Here is a 17,729-nt window from a genome sequence, read left to right as displayed (position 1 = left end):
TTCGGGCCGGGGGTTGGCACGGCGCGGTCATGACTGTTCCGCCGCTCGCGGCAGGTAGCCGGCCACGAGCAGGTAGTCCCGGGCGAACAGCGCCAGCGACGGGGCCAGCAGGACCGCCGCGAGGAGGCCGAGCGGGTCCCGCGGAACGAGCGGGACCAACGCGACGGTGACGAACACCATCTGCAGGCCCGACAGCTGCCGGCGGCGCTCACTCGGCGGCAGGTCGTGAACCGGCTGGCCGCGCCAGCGCCGGAGCCCCCGCCCGGCCTTGAACAGGTACCGGGCCGCCGACAACGACAGGTACCAGACCGGAAGCCGCCCCCAGACGACGGCGACGACCGGCGCGACGAGGAAACCCAGCGTGTCGAACGCCATGTCGAGGCGTTCGCCGAGCCGCGTCCCCCCGCCCGTCCGGCGGGCGATCCGGCCGTCGAGCCAGTCGAGGGCGACGCCGGTGCCGTAACAGAGGCCGGGGAGCCAGGCGATCAGCGCCGTCGGCGAAAGGACGGCGAACCCGGCGACGGCGGCGTAGAGCCACCCGCGGACCAGCGTGACGGCGTCGGCGACCCGCAACGCCGGCCCCGCGGTCGGCACCCGGCCGCGCCGGGAGTGGTAGAACCAGGCCTCGAAGGCGACGATGGGAGCCACGACGAGCGCCCAGGCGGTCGCTCCGGCCGGATCGACCAGCCGTGCCAGCGCGGCCGCGCCCAGCGTCGGCACCAGCACGGTCCCACAGCTGAGGAACAGCCACCGCCGCCGTCGCCGGGCCAGGCGCGTGCGTTCGGTCCCGCTCATCGTGAGAACCCCGGCGCTTCGAGGGTCGCGATCCGCTCGCGTGCCTCGGCGTCCAGCCGTTCGCCGGCCGCCGCGAGGTTCGCGACGAGGTGGGCCGCGTCGTTGCTCGACGGGATCGGCACGACCCCCTCGGTCACGTTCCACGCGAGGACGACCGTAGCGGGCGAGATCCCCCGTTCGGCGGCGATCTCGTCGAGGAGCGGTTCGTCGAGGAGCCCCGGGGCCGACAGCGGCGAGTGAGCGATCACACGGATGCCCCGCTCGTGGCAGAACTCGACGAGGTCCGTCCGGGGCTGGTAGGGATGGCGCTCGACCTGGACGACTGCGGGTTTCACCGATCCCGTCGAAAGCACCGTCTCGACCTGCTCGCGGGTGACGTTACAGAGCCCCAGCGTCCGCGCCCAGCCCCGGTCGTGGACCGCCTCCAGGTTGGCCCACGAGTCGACGAGTGAGCGGTCCACCGTCTCCATCTCGCCCGTCTCGTCTTCGGGGAAGGCGAGCGCCTCCTGCTCGGCGACCGGTCGCTCGGCGAGCCGTTCGAGCGGTCCCTGGTACGCCCACGAGTCGGGCCAGTGCAGGGCGTAGCAGTCGAACGTCTCGATCCCGAGCTCGGCGCGACTTCCGGCACACGCCTCGACGGCGTGGCCGTGGTTGGTGTTCCAGACCTTCCCGAACAGGAAGAGCGAATCCCGCTCCGGCGTCCCGGGTGCGGCCAGCAGGTCACCGATCCGGTGTTCGTTGCCGTACAGTTCCGCGGAGTCCAGCAGGCGGTAGCCGGCGTCCAGCGCCGTCGCGATGGACTCGACCCGGTCGACGTACTCGTCGCCGCCGCGGTAGCGCGAACAGCCGAAACCGATGGGCGGGAGCCGGAGCGACCGACTGGTCGGGTCGGCAGGCCCGTCACTCGCCTCTCCCGGCGGCCGGACGGTCGGTCGCGAGGGCCGGGTCGGCGTCACGCCCGGGTCGGTGACCGGACGGGTACCGTCGGTCGTTCCCGACGCGACGCGTTCGACGGCCTCGCAGACGGCGACGACGTGTGCGCCACGCCGGGCGGTGTCACGTGGTCGTCGCCCGTCGGCCACGGCGGCCGCGAGTCGCTCGACGCCGTCGAGGTAGCTTCCGGCGCGGGTCGGCCACTGTGGGGCCATCGGGGTGTACTCGCGGCCCTGGCGGCCGAAGGTGACGGCACCGGTCTCGGCGTCGAGCGCGCCAGCGTCCCGGAGCCGGAGGGAGCCGTCGTCGCCGTGGAGTTCGACGCCGTAGAACTCCCGGCTCCGGTGGGGCGCGTAGAAACTCGCGGTCAGGCGGACGACCGGCCCGGCGGCGAATTCGAGGATCCCCTCCACGTGTGTCGGTGCGTCGGGCGTCGCGGCCTCGCGAGCCGGCCACACGTCGAGCGCGTCGGCGGTGCGGACCCGCTCGACGGGGCCGAACAGCGCCACGAGGACGGTAAGTGGGTAGACCGCGCCGTCGTACAGCGGTCCGACCGACAGGAAGCCGTCGGGACTATCGTGCCACTCGGTGACCCGACCGACGTGCGCGTAGGCGTAGCCCAGCCCGACCCGGCCGAGTCGGCCGTCGGCGACGGCGCGGCCGGCGAGTCGCTGTGCTGGGCATCGGGGTGCGACCGGCGCACAGCCCAGCGCGCGGTCGCGGTCGGCGGCCAGCGCGAGCAGCTCCGTGGCGGTGTCGGCGTCGAGCGCGAGGGGTTTCTCGCTGTAGACGTGACGGTCGGCGGCCAGCGAGCGCCGCGTCACGGTCGCGTGTGCGCCGTGACTCGTGAGGTTCACGACCACTGGCGCGTCACAGGCGGCGAGTGCGTCCTCCAGATCGGCGAACGCGGCGGCGTCGTGGCGGGCGGCCAGTGCCTCGGCGCGGTCGGGCTCGGTGTCACAGACGCCCGCGAGGGTGAGCGGGCCGTCCGCGAGTCCGGCCGCGTACCGGTCGGCGACGGCCCCCGCACCCACGAACAGGCAGTTCACACCGCTAGACAGGGATTGAGCGTGATAAAATCACGGCCAGGGCGCGGCCAAAGTTGAAGCCACTCGCGCGCCCACTAGGATTATGACAGAGACGGCCACGGGCGGACTCGGGTTCGACACGGCATCGCTGTCGCCGTTGCACTGGATCGCGTTCGGACTCGCGGCGATCACGGGCGTCCTCCACCTCTGGCTCGGGGTGCAGTTCGTCACGTCGCCGGTAGGGATCAGTTTCCTGCTGGCCGGTGTCGGGTTCTTCGCGGGCGCAGCGCTGGTCGCGGTCGACTACCGCCGCCGGCTCGTCTACGCCGTCGGCGTCCCTTTCACCGCCGTCCAGATCGTCGCCTGGTACCTGGTGAACGCGCCGGACTTCTCGCCGCTGGGCTATCTCGACAAGGCGGTCCAGGTCGCGTTCATCGTCGTGCTGGTGGTACTGTACCGACGCGAGGGGTAGCCGGCCGATGCTCGTCGACGACGCGGGCCGCGGCCCGCTCCGGCGGTCGACCCTCCGGGCGATCCAGACGGTCGGTCGCCGGCTGGACTACGGCACACCCGTCTACGACCGCGAGTGGGACCTGCTGATCGTCCTCGACGGCTGTCGACCCGACACGCTAACGACCGTCGGCACGCCGTTCCCGTTCGTCGACGGGATCGACCGGTTCCGGTCGGTCGGCAGCTGCTCCTCAGAGTGGCTGACCCGGACGTTCGGCGCGGAGCGGGCCGACGCCGTCGCCGGGACGGCCATGGTGACTGGCAACACCTGGACCGACCGGTACCTCGACCCCGACGCCTTCGCCGCTCTCGACGAGGTCTGGAAGTACGCCTGGGACGACGGGCTCGGGACGGTGCCCGCCGGCGCGATCACCGATCGGGCGGTCGCGCTGGCCCGGGAGCGGGCCCCCGAGCGCCTGGTCGTCCACTACATGCAACCTCACCACCCGTTCGTCCCCGATCCGATCGCGGACGACGAGGGCATGGCCCGGACCGGCGCGCGGAGCAGTGACGCGAACCCCTGGGTCGCGCTCCGGCGCGGCGACGTGTCGGTCGGGCGCGTACGGCGAGCGTACGAGTCGAACCTCCGGTACGTTCTCGAATCAGTCGAGACCCTCCTCGAGAACGTCGCGGCCGACCGTGCGGTGATCACCGCCGATCACGCCAACCTCTTCGGGGAGTGGGGGCTGTACGGCCACCCGATGCATACTCCGGTGCCGGCGCTGGTGACCGTCCCGTGGGTCGAGACCGAGGGACGGGACGACGGCGCGTACGACCCGACGCTGTCCCCACCGGAGCCGCTGCCGGTTGGGCGAATCTACGGGACCGGGGACGCGGCCGATCGGCTGGCGGCGCTGGGCTACCGCTAGCCTTTCATACGCGCGACGAGGCGTCCGTGCTGGATTTCCGCCACACACAGCTTTTATCAGCTACAGCCCGTGGAAATGTCATGGCGATTCAGCCTCCGTCGACGTTCGGGACCGAGTTCGGGAATGGGATCGACGACCGCCGCTGCCCAATCCGGGCGTGATCGACCGTGGCTGCACGCTCGCTGTACTTCACCGGACCGCGTGAGGTGACGGTTCGCGAGCGGCCGGTCCCCGACCCCGGGCCGGACGAGGTCCGCGTCCGGACCGAGCGCTCGGCGATCAGTCCCGGGACGGAGCTGTTGCTCTACCGGGACGAGGCGCCGGCCGACGTCGAGATCGACGAGACCATCGACGCGCTCGACGGGACCCTCTCGTATCCGCTCCAGTACGGCTACGCGGCCGTCGGCCGCGTCGCCGCGACCGGCGCGAACGTCGACGCCGACTGGGAGGGGCGCCGCGTGTTCGCGTTCCACCCCCACGAGAGTCACTTCCTCGCGACCCCGTCGGAGCTGATCCCGATCGACCAGCCTGCCGAGCGGGCGACGCTGTTGGCCAACGCCGAGGCCGCCGTCAACTTCGTCATGGACGGCCGGCCACGTGTCGGTGACCGGGTCGCCGTCTTCGGCCAGGGGATCGTCGGCCTGCTGACGACCGCCGTCCTGTCGGAGTTCCCGCTTGGCGAACTGGTGACCGTCGACCCCTACGAGCGGCGACGAGAGCTCTCGGAGCGGCTCGGCGCGGACACGGCGGTAGCCGACGCGACAGCCCTGGAGGAGACGGTGGCGACCGACCACGTCGACGGGACAGACGTGACCTTCGAGCTCTCGGGCAACCCGGACGCCCTCGACGACGCCATCGACGCGACGGGCTACGCCGGGCAGGTGATCGTCGGCTCGTGGTACGGCAACAAGCCGGCGACGTTACACCTCGGCGGGGAGTTCCACCGCAGTCACGTCCGGGTCCAGAGCAGTCAGGTGAGCCGTATCGACCCGGACCACACCGGTCGCTGGGACAAGGAGCGACGGCTCTCGCTGGTCCGTGACCTGCTGTCCGAGGTCGAGGTGTCGGCGCTGTTCAGCCACGAGTTCCCAGTCGAGCGGGCCGACGACGCCTACCAACTGCTCGACGACGCGCCCGAGCGGACGCTGGGTGTCGTGTTGACATACGAGTAGCGGGGGACGCGAGCGGAGTGAGCGGCCCCGGACGTGCGAGCGGGCCAAAGGCCCGTGAGCCGCGGGGGACGCGAGCGGAGTGAGCGGCCCCGGACGTGCGAGCGGGCCAAAGGCCCGTGAGCCGCGGGGGACGCGAGCGGAGTGAGCGGCCCGCGAGACCTCACACCGGCGGCGGGAGACTTAGGTGGCGACGGGCCGTGGTACCCGTATGTACACAGTCACGGTGCTGGAGTCGTTCGTCGCACAGCACTTTCTCACTGTACCGGACGCGGGCCCGGAGGGGGAGCCACACTCCCATCACTACGAGGTCGAACTCACCTTCCGGGGACCGGAGCTGAACGAGTTCGACTACCTCGTCGACATCGACGACGTGGAGGCGGCGCTGGACGGGCTCCACGGTCGCTACGCCGACACGATGCTCAACGACCTGCCGGAGTTCGAGGGAACGAATCCGAGCGTCGAGCGGTTCGCCAAGGTGGTCTGGGAGCGGGTGACGGAGGAGGTGACCGACGACACGGTGACGGAGTTGGCGGTGACTATCTGGGAAGACGACCAGGCACACGCGGCGTACGAGGCGTCCGTTCCATGCGCGTCGGCCTGACACTGTACGGAAGTCTCGACGGCCAGTCGGGCGGGTTCCGGTACGACCGGCAACTCGTCGAGGGGCTCCGCGAGGCCGGCGACACCGTCGACGTGATCGAACTCCCGCGCCGCCGGTACGCCCGCGGCCTGCTCGACAACCTCTCGTCGTCCCTGCGCGACCGACTCGCCGTCGACGTGGACGTCATGCTCCAGGACGAACTCGCCCACCCGTCGCTGGTCCGGGCGAACCGCGACCTGCCCTATCCCGTCGTCAGCGTCGTCCACCACCTGCGGGCCAGCGAGGGCCGCCACCTCGCCGGCCTGTACCGGGCCGTCGAGCGTCGCTACCTCGACGGCGTCGACGCCGCCGTCTGCAACAGCACCGCGACCCGGGCCTCCGTAACCGGGACCGGCGGCCCCCCGGAAACTCGGACGGTCGTCGCCCCGCCGGCTGGCGACCGCTTCGATCCCGATATCGACGCTCGGACCATCGAATCGCGGGCCCACGAGGGCCCACTAAGAGTTGCCTTCGTGGGCAATATAGAGCCACGGAAGGGGCTGGACACGCTCGTCGACGGGCTGGCGGAGGTCGAGGAGCCCTGGGAGTTGACGGTCGTCGGGCGAGCGGAGAACCCGACGTACGTCCAGACGGTCGAGAACGGGATCGCTCGGAGCGGTGCGGCCGACCGTATCGACCTGCGCGGGCGGCTTCCGGACGACGACCTCGCGGCCGTCCTCCGGCGGAGTCACGTCCTGGCGATCCCCGCGCGCCACGAGGGGTTCGGCATCGCCTATCTCGAGGGAATGAGCTTCGGCCTGCCGGCGGTCGCGTCGGCCGCGGGCGGCGCGAGCGACCTCGTGACGCCGGGCGAGACCGGTGCGCTGGTCGAGCCCGATACGCCGGGGGGTGTGACGCGAGTGCTAGGTGCGCTCGCCCGTGACCGCGACCGCCTCGCGCGGATGGGCCAGGCGGCGCGGGGGCGATACGAGGCCCACCCCGGCTGGCCCGAGACGACCGCACGGGTCCGGGAGTTCCTCCGGACAGTCGCCGACGACGGGAGGGCCGCCGGATGACGGCCGACGACTTCCAGCAGTACCTGGCGGCGAAACGATCCGTCGACGACCGGAGTCTGGACCGGCGGCTCTGGCGACAGCTCCGGACGAACCTCGCGACGGCGGGCGACGACGAAGGGCCGTTCCGCGTGCTGGAGGTCGGTGCCGGCGTCGGGACGATGATCGAACGCGCCGTCGAGTGGGACCTCTTCCCCGGGGACCGGGACGTGGTCTACACGGCCGTCGATCAGGCGTCCGACAACACCGCGGCGATCCCCGACCGGCTCGCGGCGTGGGCCGCCGACCGACCCGTCGACGTCAGCGAACGCGACGACGGGATCGACCTCGTCTGTCCGGAGCGTACCGTCGCCGTCCGGCCCGTCACTGCCGAGGCCGAGGCCTTCGTCGCCGACACCGACCGGTCCTGGGACCTCTTGCTCGGCCTGGCCGTCCTCGACGTGATCGGCCTGGAGACACTGCCGACGCTCCTGTCGGGACTCGCACCCGAGGGATGCTGGTACTTCCCGATCACGTTCGACGGCGGGACGCGGTTCACGCCGGCCCACCCGGCCGACGACGCCGTCGAGCGCGCGTACCACGGCCACATGGACGCGAAGCCGGGGGGCGACAGCCGCGCGGGCCACCACGCGCTGGCGCGGCTCCGGGAACTGGACGGGGCGACGGTCTCGGGCGTCGCGGGGTCGGACTGGGTCGTCTACCCTGATGCAGGCGGGTATCCAGGAGACGAGGCGTCCTTCCTGCGGTACGTCCTGGAGACTGTCGAGGGGGCACTCGGCGAAGTCGACAGGGGCGAGGCCCTCGACGACGGGACGCTGGACGACTGGCTCCGGACGCGCCGCGAGCAGGTCGCGTCCGGGGACCTCGTCTACGTTACCCACCAGCTGGATCTGCTCGGTCAGTGGACTGGCGGCGAGTGAGGACGCGGCGCTGGGACCGCTCGGTCGAACTGACCGTCTTCCAAAGAACAATACTACTCTACCTCGTACAACGGGTGTCGTGACAAACACGCAGGTTACGCTGATCCAGATCGACAACTACGGACCCTGGACAGTCACGCCGACGCCGCGCCGGGAGGTCGACCTCCAGACGATGCAGTCGCGGCTGTACGCCGACGTGTCACAGCTCGTCGGCAACCGCCAGGGATACGCCTTCTTCGGGCGGTTCGACAACATGGTCGCCGTCACCAACGGGCTGGACGTCGACGACCTCGCGCTGGTCCAGGAGTCCATCGGCAACCGCTATCCGGTCACCGCGAGCGTGAGCGTCGCGGTCGATTCCTCGCCGGTCGACGCGCTGGGCCGCGCCTCGGACCGCCTCCAGGAAGCCGGCAGTGCACAGGACGAGACTCGCCGCGAGATTCTCCGCGGCGAGACGCTGGCCGAGGACGATCGCACGGACGACGACGTCCAGATCGCTCACTTCGACGTGAACGACGCGACCGAGAAGTACACCGACGAACTCAACGAGTTCGACACGTTCATCCGGATCGAACAGGGCTACGCCGAGTTGATGCGCTACATGCGCCAGGCCCACGACTCGCTGTCCTTTTTCGTGGGCGGTGACAACGTCATCGCGGTCTGTTCGGACCTCTCGACGGCGGATTACCGCGACGCCATCGAGCACGTCGACGAGGCCGTCGACGTGGAGCTCAAGGTCGGCGTCGGGCAGTCGGGTGTCGCTCAGGCCGCCGGGATGGCGGCGAAACACGCGCTGGAAGCGTGTCGCGAAGACGGGACGACAGTCGAGTTCGCGGAGCCACAGGCGGTCGCCGCCGACGACGATTAGTCGTCTTCGCTCGGCTCCGCGTCCGCGTCCACTTCCGCGGCCAGCCACGCGGTCGCGGCGTCGACCTGCTCGGGGTCGTCACCGGTCACTTTCAGGCGGTTGTGTCCCGCGTCCCGATCCGGGTAACAGCCGACGGTCACGTCGAACTGCGCGCCCGCGTCGGTCAGCGCGTCCACGAGGTTGGCCTCGGGTTTCTCCGTGTAGAGGAACTGCGACACCGCGTCACCCTCGAACTCGTCTTCGACGTCCTCGAACATCGTTTTCATCTCGTCGGGGATGCCGGGGAGGACGTAGACGTTCTCGATCACACACCCCGGGGCCAACCCGGCGCGGTTGATCAGGGGACGGCTCTCCGCCGGAATCGTCGCTTCGGCTCTCGCGTCGACTTCGAGGTCGGGATAGTCGCCGGCGATGGCTTCCAGAGTCTCCTCGACGTCGGCCAGCGCCAGTTCGTCCACCGCGAGGTCGCGGTCGAAGGCGTCGGCGACGGCCGCCATCGTCACGTCGTCCGGCGTCCCGCCGAGTCCGCCCGTGACGAGGACGGCGTCGTAGGCCTCGCTGTAGGCCCGCACGCGTTCGACGATCTCGTCGCGCTCGTCGGGGACGACGAGGACGCGCCGGACCGACACCCCACGCTCGGCGAGTCTGTCGGCCAGCCACGAGGCGTTCGTGTTCACCGTGTCCCCCGCGAGCAACTCGTCGCCGACCGTGACCAGTGCGACCTGCATTCACTGGAGCGTAGGACCCGTCCCCATTAGAGGTACCGGGGAGAGACAGTCAGACACACAGCCAGGACTAACACCGCCTTACCGGGGACCGGCGTCCGATGCCGGTCGGGGGCGACCGGACCGGCGCGAGCGAAGAGCCGGCGGAGCACTGACGATCCTACCGGCATCGCGGCTTCGGTGGGCGGTTCATAACTACGCGCGTCGGGGCCGTCAGTTCTCACATGGCATCAGAGGAGACAGAGACACAGCACCGCATGGGCGTCGACCGCGACACCTATCGGGAGTTCGTCGAATGGGTCGGCGAGGAACCCGAGGAGGCGAAAATGGAGTATCGCGCCCGCGGCGTCGGCGAGGACGTGATCGCCCGGACGACCGCGACAGTCGGCGAGTGGGAACTCGGCGGCGAGGAGATGGGACAGGACCGCCACCACGAACTGCACTACGGCGTCCCCGAAGAGATCGAAACGGCGGTAGGGAGCGCCGATCCGACGGATCGCATCGAGGCCGTCGAGACGGCGCTGTCCGCGCTGACGGCCTGTATCAACGGGACGGTCCAGTTCAACGCGCTCCGGGAAGGCATGGACGTCCACGAAGTCGAGACCAGCGTCTCCATCACGTTCGATCCGCAGGTCCTGTTCGGCCACGCGGACGCCGACCGAGCGACCGAGATGCTCGGCGATCCGGCGATCGAAGTGGAGATCCACGGTGACGACCTCGACGACGCCGACCGCGAGAAACTGGCGTCCTACTACCGGCGCTCGCCGGTGTTCGACATGTTGACCAGCCCGCACCCGACCGAACCGTCGGTGACCGTCCACGGGGACTGACCCTGGACGGGCCCGACCCGATTTTTCGACCATGGCAACCGAGACCCAGCACCGACCGGACGTACCGACCGACGAACAACGCAGGAGCCTGGCCCAGGCGGTTCGGGGCGACGTACTCACCGCCGACCACGAGCGCTACGACGACGCGCGGGCGGTCTGGAACGGCATGATCGACCGCTATCCGGCCGTGATCGTCCAGTGTACGGGCACCGCCGACGTGGTCGCCGCGCTCGACTTCGCCCGCGAGACCGAGCTCCCGGTCGCCGTCCGGAGCGGCGGCCACAACGTCGCCGGCCGCGCCGTCGTCGACGACGGGCTGGTGATCGACCTCACCCCGATGAGCGGTGTCGCCGTCGACCGGACCCACCGGACGGTGTCGGTCGGCGGCGGCGCGACGCTGGGCGACGTGGACCACGAGACCCAGCTGTTCGGCCTCGCGACCCCCCTCGGTGCGGTCTCCGAGACCGGCGTCGCGGGGCTGACGCTCAACGGCGGCTACGGCCACCTGACCCGCGAGTACGGCCTGGCCGCGGACAACCTCCGCTCGGTCGAGGTCGTCACCGTCGACGGCGAGGTTCACACCGCGAGCGCCGTGCGGAACCCCGACCTGTTCTGGGCGGTTCGGGGCGGTGGCGGCACCGTCGGCGTCGTCACCCGTTTCGAGTTCGACTGCCACGAGGTCGGCCCCGAGGTCGCGACCCTGTTCGTCTGGTTCCACGGCGACGACACCGCCGCAGTGTTCGAGCGGTTCCGCGAGTGGGCCACCGACGCCCCGCGCTCGGCCGGCGTTCTCCCCTTTACCGCGCACGTCCCCGAAGTTCACGAGTTTCCGGAGGCATACTGGGGCGAGCCCGCGGTGGCCCTGCTCGGTTCCGCCAGGGGTGACGCCGAGGCAGGACCTGCCGAGGCGGTGTTCGAGCCGTTGCTGGACGCCGCGACACCCATCGCCGACTTCAGCGGCCCCATGGCCTACGAAGACCTCCAGTCGATGCTCGACGAGGACTACCCCGACGGCCTGCGCTACTACTGGAAGTCGGTCTACCTCACCGATCTCACCGACGCAGTGATCGATCTGCTGGCCGAGTACACCGAGACCGCGCCGTCGCCCCTCTCGACCATCGACGTGTGGCAACTCGGGGGCGCGGTCGCAGACGTTCCGCGGGACGCGACGGCGTTCTGTCACCGCGACAAACCGTTCATGTGCAACTTCGAGGCCAACTGGGAGGACGCCGCCGACGACGACGCGAACGTCACCTGGGCGCGCGAGGGGTTCGCGGCCGTCGCAGCGCTCGAAGAGGCTGCCGGGCGCTACGGCAACTTCCCCGGATTCGACGAGGACCCGGCACGGTTGACGTACGGCGAGAACTACGACCGGCTGGCCCGGCTGAACGCGACCTACGATCCGGAGAACCGCCTCGGCGGACCAGTCTCACCCGTCTAGATCAGGATCCTCCCGACCAGCGGGACGAGCCCGTCGTTCACCAGCGACCCCTGTTTCTCGATGGCCGCCGCCGAGAGCCCGCCGGCCAGGCGGACCGACTGGGTGGCGGCGAACAGCGGGAGCGAGGCCAGCGACGCCGCCGGCACGTCGTTGCGAGCGTGCCCGAACGGCTGGTAGTGGGGGTTCACCCGGTCGAGCGACACCACCCACCGATCCCGGAACTCCCGGATCTGGAGGTGTTCGCCCGGACTGTCCTCGCGATAGACTCGCGTCGCGCCGGCGTGGATCGACCACGGGAAACTCGACGGTCGCAGGTCGACCGACTCGGGCAACTTCGGCTCGACCGCCTTGGAAACGACGACGCGGTGCTCGTGGCCCAGCTGGCGTGCGTGGGCCAGCGCCCCGTCCCACCCCGTCGCCTCGTAGGTCTCCACCATGTGAGAGGGTTGTCACGAATGCAGTAAAACGCTCCGACACTGCGCCGGACGTGCCCGGCAACCTCACAGGAGGGAGAGTTCGGGCTCGTCACCCGACCAGTCGCGCAACAACTGAAACTCCTGTTCGAAGATGTGGATCGTCGACCCGATGTGGGTCTCCGGTTCCATGTGGTAGTGGGCCAGCGCGCCAGCGTTGTGCATCGTCACGTTGAGCACGTGAACGAGTTTGAACACGGAGCGGTTCCCGAACTCGTGGATGACGTTGGAGAGGTTGTCGAAACAGACGGTAGCGTGTCGACACTCTTCGGCGAGTGTCGACGTGTTGTCGGCGATCTGTCGCCCCAGTTTCTCCAGTGAGGTACTCGACAGTTCCGTCACCTCGGCCGGTCCGTCGGTGATCACGGACCGATCGAACAGGTCATCGGGAACCGTCGCGGACGGCGGAACGAGCAACCGCAACCGCTGTGGCCAACCGTCGGCGTGTCGCCGCCACAGGTCGAGGCGCTCGGCAGGGGACTTCGTGATCCAGAGCGCCCCCGTGTTCGGCACGTCCCGCACGGTGAGGAGGTCGGTACACGCCGCCCCTTCGTCGGCCCGGTCGGGCGAATTGTAGACCAGAATGCCACCCCCACTTCTCACGAGGTGGGACTTCACCTGATCGATCAGTGTCCGCTTGTCCCCGGCACTGACGCTGTATTCACAGTGGCGACAACTCCAGTCGAACACACTACCGTAACGCAAGACGGCCATAAAATATATACCCTCGTATCCATCGACGCGCTCGAAACAGCCCACCACCCGGACCCGGACGGGCCGACGCGTCCACGTCGTGCCGGAACCGAGACCCGGCGGTCGGTGGTCACCCCACGCTCGACTCCGGCCGTCGCCGTGACGGGACGTCCACGTCGACCGCAGATCACGAACGCGACACGGCCTGACGGCCCAGAATAGTGTATAAACCTTGTGGCCAGTGTGCTGACTCAGAAACTCTCCGAGAGGGACATGTGGGTCCTGTGTATAGGCGGAAGCGAAACATGTCACCACCACTGCGGAGCGGACACCGGCGCCGCGTCGTACTCGGCGTCGTCGGTCTCGTGTTCGTGACGGCCGGCTGTCTCGGGGCGCCCGGGACGGAAGTCGACGACCCGGACGCCGTCGCGGAACAGGTCGAATCACGATACGAACGGCTGGACGGGTTCCAGGCGACGATGATCCAGCGGGTCGAAGTCGACGACGAGACCGAGACCACGCGAGCGAGCGTCGCCTTCGACAAAGGAGACTCGCTCCGGATCGCGTACGAAACCGGCCCGAAAGCCGGGACAGTCACCGTGATCGAGAACCCCTCGGCGAAGCTATTCGCCGGTGACGCCGAGACCGACGCCGAGGCGAGCGCGCACTTCGGCACGGTCGCCGCCGACCTCGTGCGCGAAAACGAGGTCGTCTTCGAGGGCACCGAGCGAGTCGACGGTCGCCCGACGGCGGTCTTCTCGATCACACCGCCGGAGGACGCCGCCACGACCCAGCCGGAACGCCGCGTCTGGGTCGACGCGAAACAGGTCGTCCCCCGACGGATCGAGTCGACCTGGACCGAAGACGGCCAGCGAGTGAACGAGACGATCCGCTTCGAGAACGTCTCGCTCGGGGTCCCCGCGACCGACGCCGGGACGACCCCGGGAGGTGCGACGGCATGAACCGCGATTCCGGCCCCCTCGACCGTATCGGGGGTCCGGTCGTCGTGTTCGGCGTCGTCGGCCTGCTCGTCGGTGCGGCCCTGGTCCCCTACGCCTGGGGCGCGTCGACGGGGCCCGACGGCACCGTCGCCGTCGTCGAAGTCCACGGGACGATCAACGGCGACACCGCCGCGGCGGCGATGGCCGACCTGCGTGAAGCCCGACAGAACGACTCCATCCAGGCCGTCGTGCTGGACGTCAACAGCCGTGGTGGGCTGGCGTCGGTCAGCGAACAGCTCTATCTGTCGGTGAAACAGACCAGCGAAGATATGCCGGTGATGGTCGCCGTCACCGGCTCGGCGCTGTCCGGCGGCTACTACACCAGCGCACCGGCCGACAGCATCTACGTGACGCCAGCCAGTACCGTCGGCAGCGTCGGCGTGCGAGCGGTCGTCCCGCCACGGGGCGCGCCCGACAACCAGATAACGACCGGCCCCGACAAGACGACGACCGCGACCCAGGCCGAAGCGCGCCGCCGCGTCGAGGCCCTCCGGCGCGCGTTCGTCGGGAGCGTCGTCGCGGAGCGCAACACCAGCCTCTCGGCGTCGGAACTCTCCTACGCCAAGGTGTACTCGGGCTCGCGAGGGACCGAACTCGGGCTGGCCGACGAGGTCGGCGGTCTCGACGCCGCGATCAGCGCGGCCGCCGACGAGGCAGGGCTCTCTGACTACGAGACCGTCCGGATGGAGTCACCGACGGCGAGCCCGCTGAGTCAGATCGGCCTGAACGCCTCCGGCGACGCGACCGTCGACGTCGACACCACCCAGTACTTCATGTTGCACGGACAGTTGGACGTCTCCGACTCTGCGGCCCAGATCGAGGTGACCGTCAATGGCACGAACTGATCTGTTGAAAGGCATCGGCGTGTTCGCGGTCGTCGTCGTGGTGATCGTGGCTGCTACGGTCGCCACCGGCACACTCCTGTCGAACCCGTCGACCGACGGCAGCGTCGACGCACCAGCCTACGACGACCAGTTGCTCCCGACAGCCGTCGACGACGACGGCAGCGTCGGCGCACCCGACGGCGACGGGACCAAGACCGTCGTCATCGACAAGAGCCACGGCAACGCACTCAGCGAGAGCGAGATGCAGCCGTTCGTCGACGCCCTGGTCCGGGACGGCCACGACGTGCGGTTCTACACCGGCGGCACCGGCGGCAGCGGCGGCTTCTCCGGCGGCCTCTCCAGTGGCTCGTCGGGCCTGAACGCCACGCTGCGCTCGGCCGACGCCTTCGTCGTCGCCAACCCCGCCAGCAGCTACACGACCGGCGAGATCAACGGGCTCGACGCCTTCGCCGAGGCCGGCGGCCGCGTCCTCCTGCTGGCCGATCCGGTCGACCCCTCGACCGGTGGCCAGTCCGTCTCGATCCCCAACCCCCTCGGCACGTCGACCGGCAGCACCGTCACGCCCGGCCAGCCGACGAACCTCGCCGCGAACTTCGGCGTCTCCTTCGGCGCGGGCTACCTGTTCGACATGACGGACAACGCCAACAACTTCCAGCGGCTCTACGCCCAGCCCAGCGGCGATAGCTCGCTCACCGAGGGCGTCGACCGCATCGTCCTCGACGACGCCACACCGCTGGCGACGAGCAGTGAGGGCACGGCGGTCGTCGAGAGCCAGGACGCACAGCTCTCCTCTACCCGCCGTGGCGGGACCTACACGGTCGCCGCACAGACCGGTAACGTCGTCACTATCGGCGACACGAACTTCCTCGAACCGGCCAGCGCGACCGTCGCCGACAACGAGGCCTTCCTCACCAACCTCGCCGAGTTCCTCGTCAACGGCGACAAGGAACCCGGCGCCCCGGAAGCCGCGGGCCCGTCGGCCGGCACCGGCACTGGCGGCTTCGGCGGCCCGACCCAGCCTGGCACCACACCGACCGTCCCGAGCAACGGCACCTCGTTCCCGACCGGCAACGGCACCAGTCCGTAACGAGCCCGGTCACTCGCCGGCCGTCTCGACACGAATCTCGGCCCGGTCGAGCAACGCATCGCTCAACCCACTCTTCCTATGTTCGATCAACAGGTGTCGGTACACGTCGGCTTCCGATCCCGCCCTGCCGTCACAGATCGGACACCGGAATCGTCGCTCGCTGTCCACGTCGGTCGACGCCGCGTCGGCCGGTTCGAGTCCCAGATCGAGCAGCTGTGTGCTCACGTACCCCGGCTACCGGACGCACCCTCAAGATCGCTTCTAGGAGGAGTCCTTTCTGCTCAGTGAAATATATAGCACGGGGGTCACCGCACCGTATTCTCGGGCCGCTGCGCCCGCCGACTCCCACTCTCGACGCGCCCCGCACCCTCCGGGAGGGCCACGTGCGGGCCGTACTTCGTCCCCGCCGGCACGTACGACAACAGCCGCGCCTTCGGTATGCTCCCGAAATCGGCCTTCCGGTGGCAATCGATACACAGCGACACGACGTTCTCTTTGTAGTGCGCGTCCGCTTTCGTGAACCCTCGCGCCGCCGCGAACACCCGCACCGGGACGATGTGATGCACGTCGGGATTCCGCCCGATCTCTTCCCTGGTCTTCCCGCAGTGCGTACACTCGTACCCGTCCCGCTCCAGTGCGTTCTTTCTGCTGCGGTTCCAGCCTTGCCCGTAGTTGCCGGTGTCGCCCCCTTCCCAGTTGGGGTGACCCTCGCCGGTGAACGCCTCGGAGAGCCATTTTCTGTGACAGTCTTTGTCACAGGCGACGATTTCACCGGTCACTCTGCCGGGATAGCGTTCGACTGTATCGCCACACACGTCGCATTCGTATTCCTGCTTGCCACCGTTCCACCGAGGATTGTCCACGCCGCTGAAATCCTGTTTCGGCCGCCAGTCTTCGGATTCGACGCAGGTCGGACAGTAGAGCCCCTTCTTTTCCGACGGATAGTATTCGAAGGTTCCGCCGCAGATCTCACACTCAGTTTCGGTCTTCCCACCGCTGTAGTTCGGATTGTTTTCTCCTTCGTTACTCCGGTTTTCGTACCGACAGGAGTCAGAACAGTACTTGCGTTCCCATTCACAGAAGAACCGGGAACCACACTCGTCACACTCTCGGTTCGGAAGCGATTCGCCGTGACTGGATTTGTGGTGAACACGTAATTTATGCAGAGAATAGAATTGTTCGTTGCACTCCGGACAGTTGTGCATATATCAGACTTGATCACCATTGCATAGATGTCTATGGAGCCGAATGAATAGAGCTGTACGTAAGAGAGTCAACCCTTCCGACAACCTAGTTAAGAAATTAGATATGTCAGTCCGGGCACGGGAATCGAACCCGTTTCCCAGCCACCACAAGGCTGGAGGATACCAGTACCCCAGCCCGGACACGCTCGACACGAGATTGTAGGCCGCCTGCTCCTGAAATACGTTACGACTCCCGGGACGCCCTGCAACGGGATGACAGGGCGCTCAGTTGTCGGGGCCGAGTTCGGGCGACTCGTCCATGGTGTCGGGGTTGGTGACGAACACGATCTGTTTCGCGGCCACATCGCTGACATTGTCACCGGGCATCACGCCGATTTCGGAGCCGTCGCCGGATTTGAAGGCCTTCTTGGCCTTGAGGAACGCCTCGGAGACGCGAATCTCGATCACGTCGTCGCTTTTGTCGACGGTGACGACGGGGCCGTCGAGGGCCACACCGCCGCGGGGCACGTTCAATTCGGGTTTCTCGGACCCGTCGTCGAGACAGCCGTCGACGCAGTCCACGTCGTCGGCCGCCGCTACGGGGCCGCTCGCGACGGCGAGCAGGGCGGCGACGGTAGCGATACTGAGCACAACTGTACGGATCGAGTGTCTCATCTCTGACGAAGAAGCTACCAGACGTAT

Annotated in this window: 20 protein-coding genes; 12 read left to right on the top strand and 8 right to left on the bottom strand. The window is 68.8% G+C overall.

Annotated elements, in window-relative coordinates; genetic code table 11:
* Positions 1-27 precede the first annotated feature (27 nt).
* Together EAF64_RS08485 and EAF64_RS08480 are read right to left on the bottom strand one after the other, a co-directional pair.
* Complete coding sequence (locus EAF64_RS08485) at positions 28-795, bottom strand: CDP-alcohol phosphatidyltransferase family protein (RefSeq protein WP_129068535.1); 768 nt, start codon at positions 793-795, stop codon at positions 28-30.
* Positions 792-2,777 (bottom strand): aldo/keto reductase, encoded by a 1,986-nt coding sequence (locus EAF64_RS08480; protein ID WP_129068534.1) that lies wholly within the window; start codon positions 2,775-2,777, stop codon positions 792-794. Before EAF64_RS08480 ends, EAF64_RS08485 begins: the two co-directional genes overlap by 4 nt.
* Before the next feature lie 82 nt (positions 2,778-2,859).
* Here EAF64_RS08480 and EAF64_RS08475 point away from each other — a divergent pair, with 82 nt between their 5' ends.
* The 7 genes from EAF64_RS08475 (at position 2,860) to EAF64_RS08445 (ending at position 8,748) form a co-directional block, all read left to right on the top strand.
* Positions 2,860-3,228 (top strand): DUF7475 family protein, encoded by a 369-nt coding sequence (locus EAF64_RS08475; RefSeq protein WP_129068533.1) that lies wholly within the window; start codon positions 2,860-2,862, stop codon positions 3,226-3,228.
* A gap of 7 nt (positions 3,229-3,235) precedes the next feature.
* Positions 3,236-4,135, top strand: a complete 900-nt coding sequence (locus tag EAF64_RS08470) for a hypothetical protein (RefSeq protein WP_129068532.1) — start codon at positions 3,236-3,238, stop codon at positions 4,133-4,135.
* 167 nt (positions 4,136-4,302) lie between these two features.
* Entirely contained in the window at positions 4,303-5,307 is a 1,005-nt protein-coding gene (locus tag EAF64_RS08465; protein ID WP_129068531.1) for a zinc-dependent alcohol dehydrogenase, read from the top strand.
* A 208-nt stretch (positions 5,308-5,515) separates the two neighbouring features.
* Positions 5,516-5,908: a 6-pyruvoyl trahydropterin synthase family protein gene (locus EAF64_RS08460; protein ID WP_129068530.1), complete on the top strand. Its 393-nt coding sequence runs from the start codon at positions 5,516-5,518 to the stop codon at positions 5,906-5,908.
* Complete coding sequence (locus EAF64_RS08455) at positions 5,893-6,963, top strand: glycosyltransferase family 4 protein (protein WP_129068529.1); 1,071 nt, start codon at positions 5,893-5,895, stop codon at positions 6,961-6,963. The genes EAF64_RS08460 and EAF64_RS08455 overlap by 16 nt, the downstream gene beginning before the upstream one ends.
* Positions 6,960-7,880: a hypothetical protein gene (locus tag EAF64_RS08450; protein ID WP_129068528.1), complete on the top strand. Its 921-nt coding sequence runs from the start codon at positions 6,960-6,962 to the stop codon at positions 7,878-7,880. The genes EAF64_RS08455 and EAF64_RS08450 overlap by 4 nt, the downstream gene beginning before the upstream one ends.
* A 79-nt stretch (positions 7,881-7,959) precedes the next feature.
* The gene (locus tag EAF64_RS08445) at positions 7,960-8,748 is read left to right on the top strand and encodes a GTP cyclohydrolase III (protein ID WP_129068527.1); all 789 of its coding nucleotides are present in this window, start codon (positions 7,960-7,962) and stop codon (positions 8,746-8,748) included.
* Here the strand turns inward: EAF64_RS08445 and EAF64_RS08440 are convergent.
* Entirely contained in the window at positions 8,745-9,476 is a 732-nt protein-coding gene (locus tag EAF64_RS08440) for a competence/damage-inducible protein A (protein WP_129068526.1), read from the bottom strand. The genes EAF64_RS08445 and EAF64_RS08440 overlap by 4 nt on opposite strands.
* A gap of 221 nt (positions 9,477-9,697) precedes the next feature.
* Between EAF64_RS08440 and EAF64_RS08435 the strand changes: the two genes are divergently transcribed.
* Both EAF64_RS08435 and EAF64_RS08430 read left to right on the top strand, forming a co-directional pair.
* On the top strand, positions 9,698-10,303 hold the full coding sequence (locus EAF64_RS08435) for an OsmC family protein (RefSeq protein ID WP_129068525.1): 606 nt from the start codon (positions 9,698-9,700) through the stop codon (positions 10,301-10,303).
* 31 nt (positions 10,304-10,334) lie between these two features.
* On the top strand, positions 10,335-11,744 hold the full coding sequence (locus tag EAF64_RS08430) for an FAD-binding oxidoreductase (protein WP_129068524.1): 1,410 nt from the start codon (positions 10,335-10,337) through the stop codon (positions 11,742-11,744).
* Here the strand turns inward: EAF64_RS08430 and EAF64_RS08425 are convergent.
* Together EAF64_RS08425 and EAF64_RS08420 are read right to left on the bottom strand one after the other, a co-directional pair.
* Complete coding sequence (locus tag EAF64_RS08425) at positions 11,741-12,181, bottom strand: hypothetical protein (protein WP_129068523.1); 441 nt, start codon at positions 12,179-12,181, stop codon at positions 11,741-11,743. The genes EAF64_RS08430 and EAF64_RS08425 overlap by 4 nt on opposite strands.
* Before the next feature lie 63 nt (positions 12,182-12,244).
* Positions 12,245-12,907 carry a DUF7504 family protein gene (locus EAF64_RS08420; protein ID WP_129068522.1) on the bottom strand — a complete coding sequence of 221 codons (663 nt, stop codon included), beginning with the start codon at positions 12,905-12,907 and terminating at the stop codon, positions 12,245-12,247.
* 308 nt (positions 12,908-13,215) lie between these two features.
* Between EAF64_RS08420 and EAF64_RS08415 the strand changes: the two genes are divergently transcribed.
* From EAF64_RS08415 to EAF64_RS08405, 3 genes are read left to right on the top strand one after another with little or no spacing between them, the layout of a single operon-like run.
* The gene (locus tag EAF64_RS08415) at positions 13,216-13,872 is read left to right on the top strand and encodes a LolA family protein (protein ID WP_129068521.1); all 657 of its coding nucleotides are present in this window, start codon (positions 13,216-13,218) and stop codon (positions 13,870-13,872) included.
* Positions 13,869-14,756: a S49 family peptidase gene (locus EAF64_RS08410; RefSeq protein WP_129068520.1), complete on the top strand. Its 888-nt coding sequence runs from the start codon at positions 13,869-13,871 to the stop codon at positions 14,754-14,756. Before EAF64_RS08415 ends, EAF64_RS08410 begins: the two co-directional genes overlap by 4 nt.
* Positions 14,743-15,843 (top strand): DUF4350 domain-containing protein, encoded by a 1,101-nt coding sequence (locus tag EAF64_RS08405; RefSeq protein ID WP_129068519.1) that lies wholly within the window; start codon positions 14,743-14,745, stop codon positions 15,841-15,843. The genes EAF64_RS08410 and EAF64_RS08405 overlap by 14 nt, the downstream gene beginning before the upstream one ends.
* A 9-nt stretch (positions 15,844-15,852) precedes the next feature.
* On the opposite strand, the gene EAF64_RS08400 is transcribed toward EAF64_RS08405, so the two are convergent.
* The 3 genes from EAF64_RS08400 to EAF64_RS08390 form a co-directional block, all read right to left on the bottom strand.
* On the bottom strand, positions 15,853-16,068 hold the full coding sequence (locus EAF64_RS08400; RefSeq protein WP_129068518.1) for a hypothetical protein: 216 nt from the start codon (positions 16,066-16,068) through the stop codon (positions 15,853-15,855).
* 80 nt (positions 16,069-16,148) lie between these two features.
* Positions 16,149-16,622 (bottom strand): HNH endonuclease, encoded by a 474-nt coding sequence (locus EAF64_RS21340; protein WP_227738913.1) that lies wholly within the window; start codon positions 16,620-16,622, stop codon positions 16,149-16,151.
* A 690-nt stretch (positions 16,623-17,312) separates the two neighbouring features.
* On the bottom strand, positions 17,313-17,702 hold the full coding sequence (locus EAF64_RS08390; RefSeq protein WP_129068516.1) for a hypothetical protein: 390 nt from the start codon (positions 17,700-17,702) through the stop codon (positions 17,313-17,315).
* Positions 17,703-17,729 lie beyond the last annotated feature (27 nt).

Origin of the sequence: Halorientalis pallida (assembly GCF_004118325.1) — an archaeon.
GTDB classification, from domain to species: Archaea; Halobacteriota; Halobacteria; order Halobacteriales; family Haloarculaceae; genus Halorientalis; species Halorientalis pallida.
Note: the sequence above shows the minus strand (reverse complement) of the source record. Positions and strands in the feature narration are given on the sequence as shown.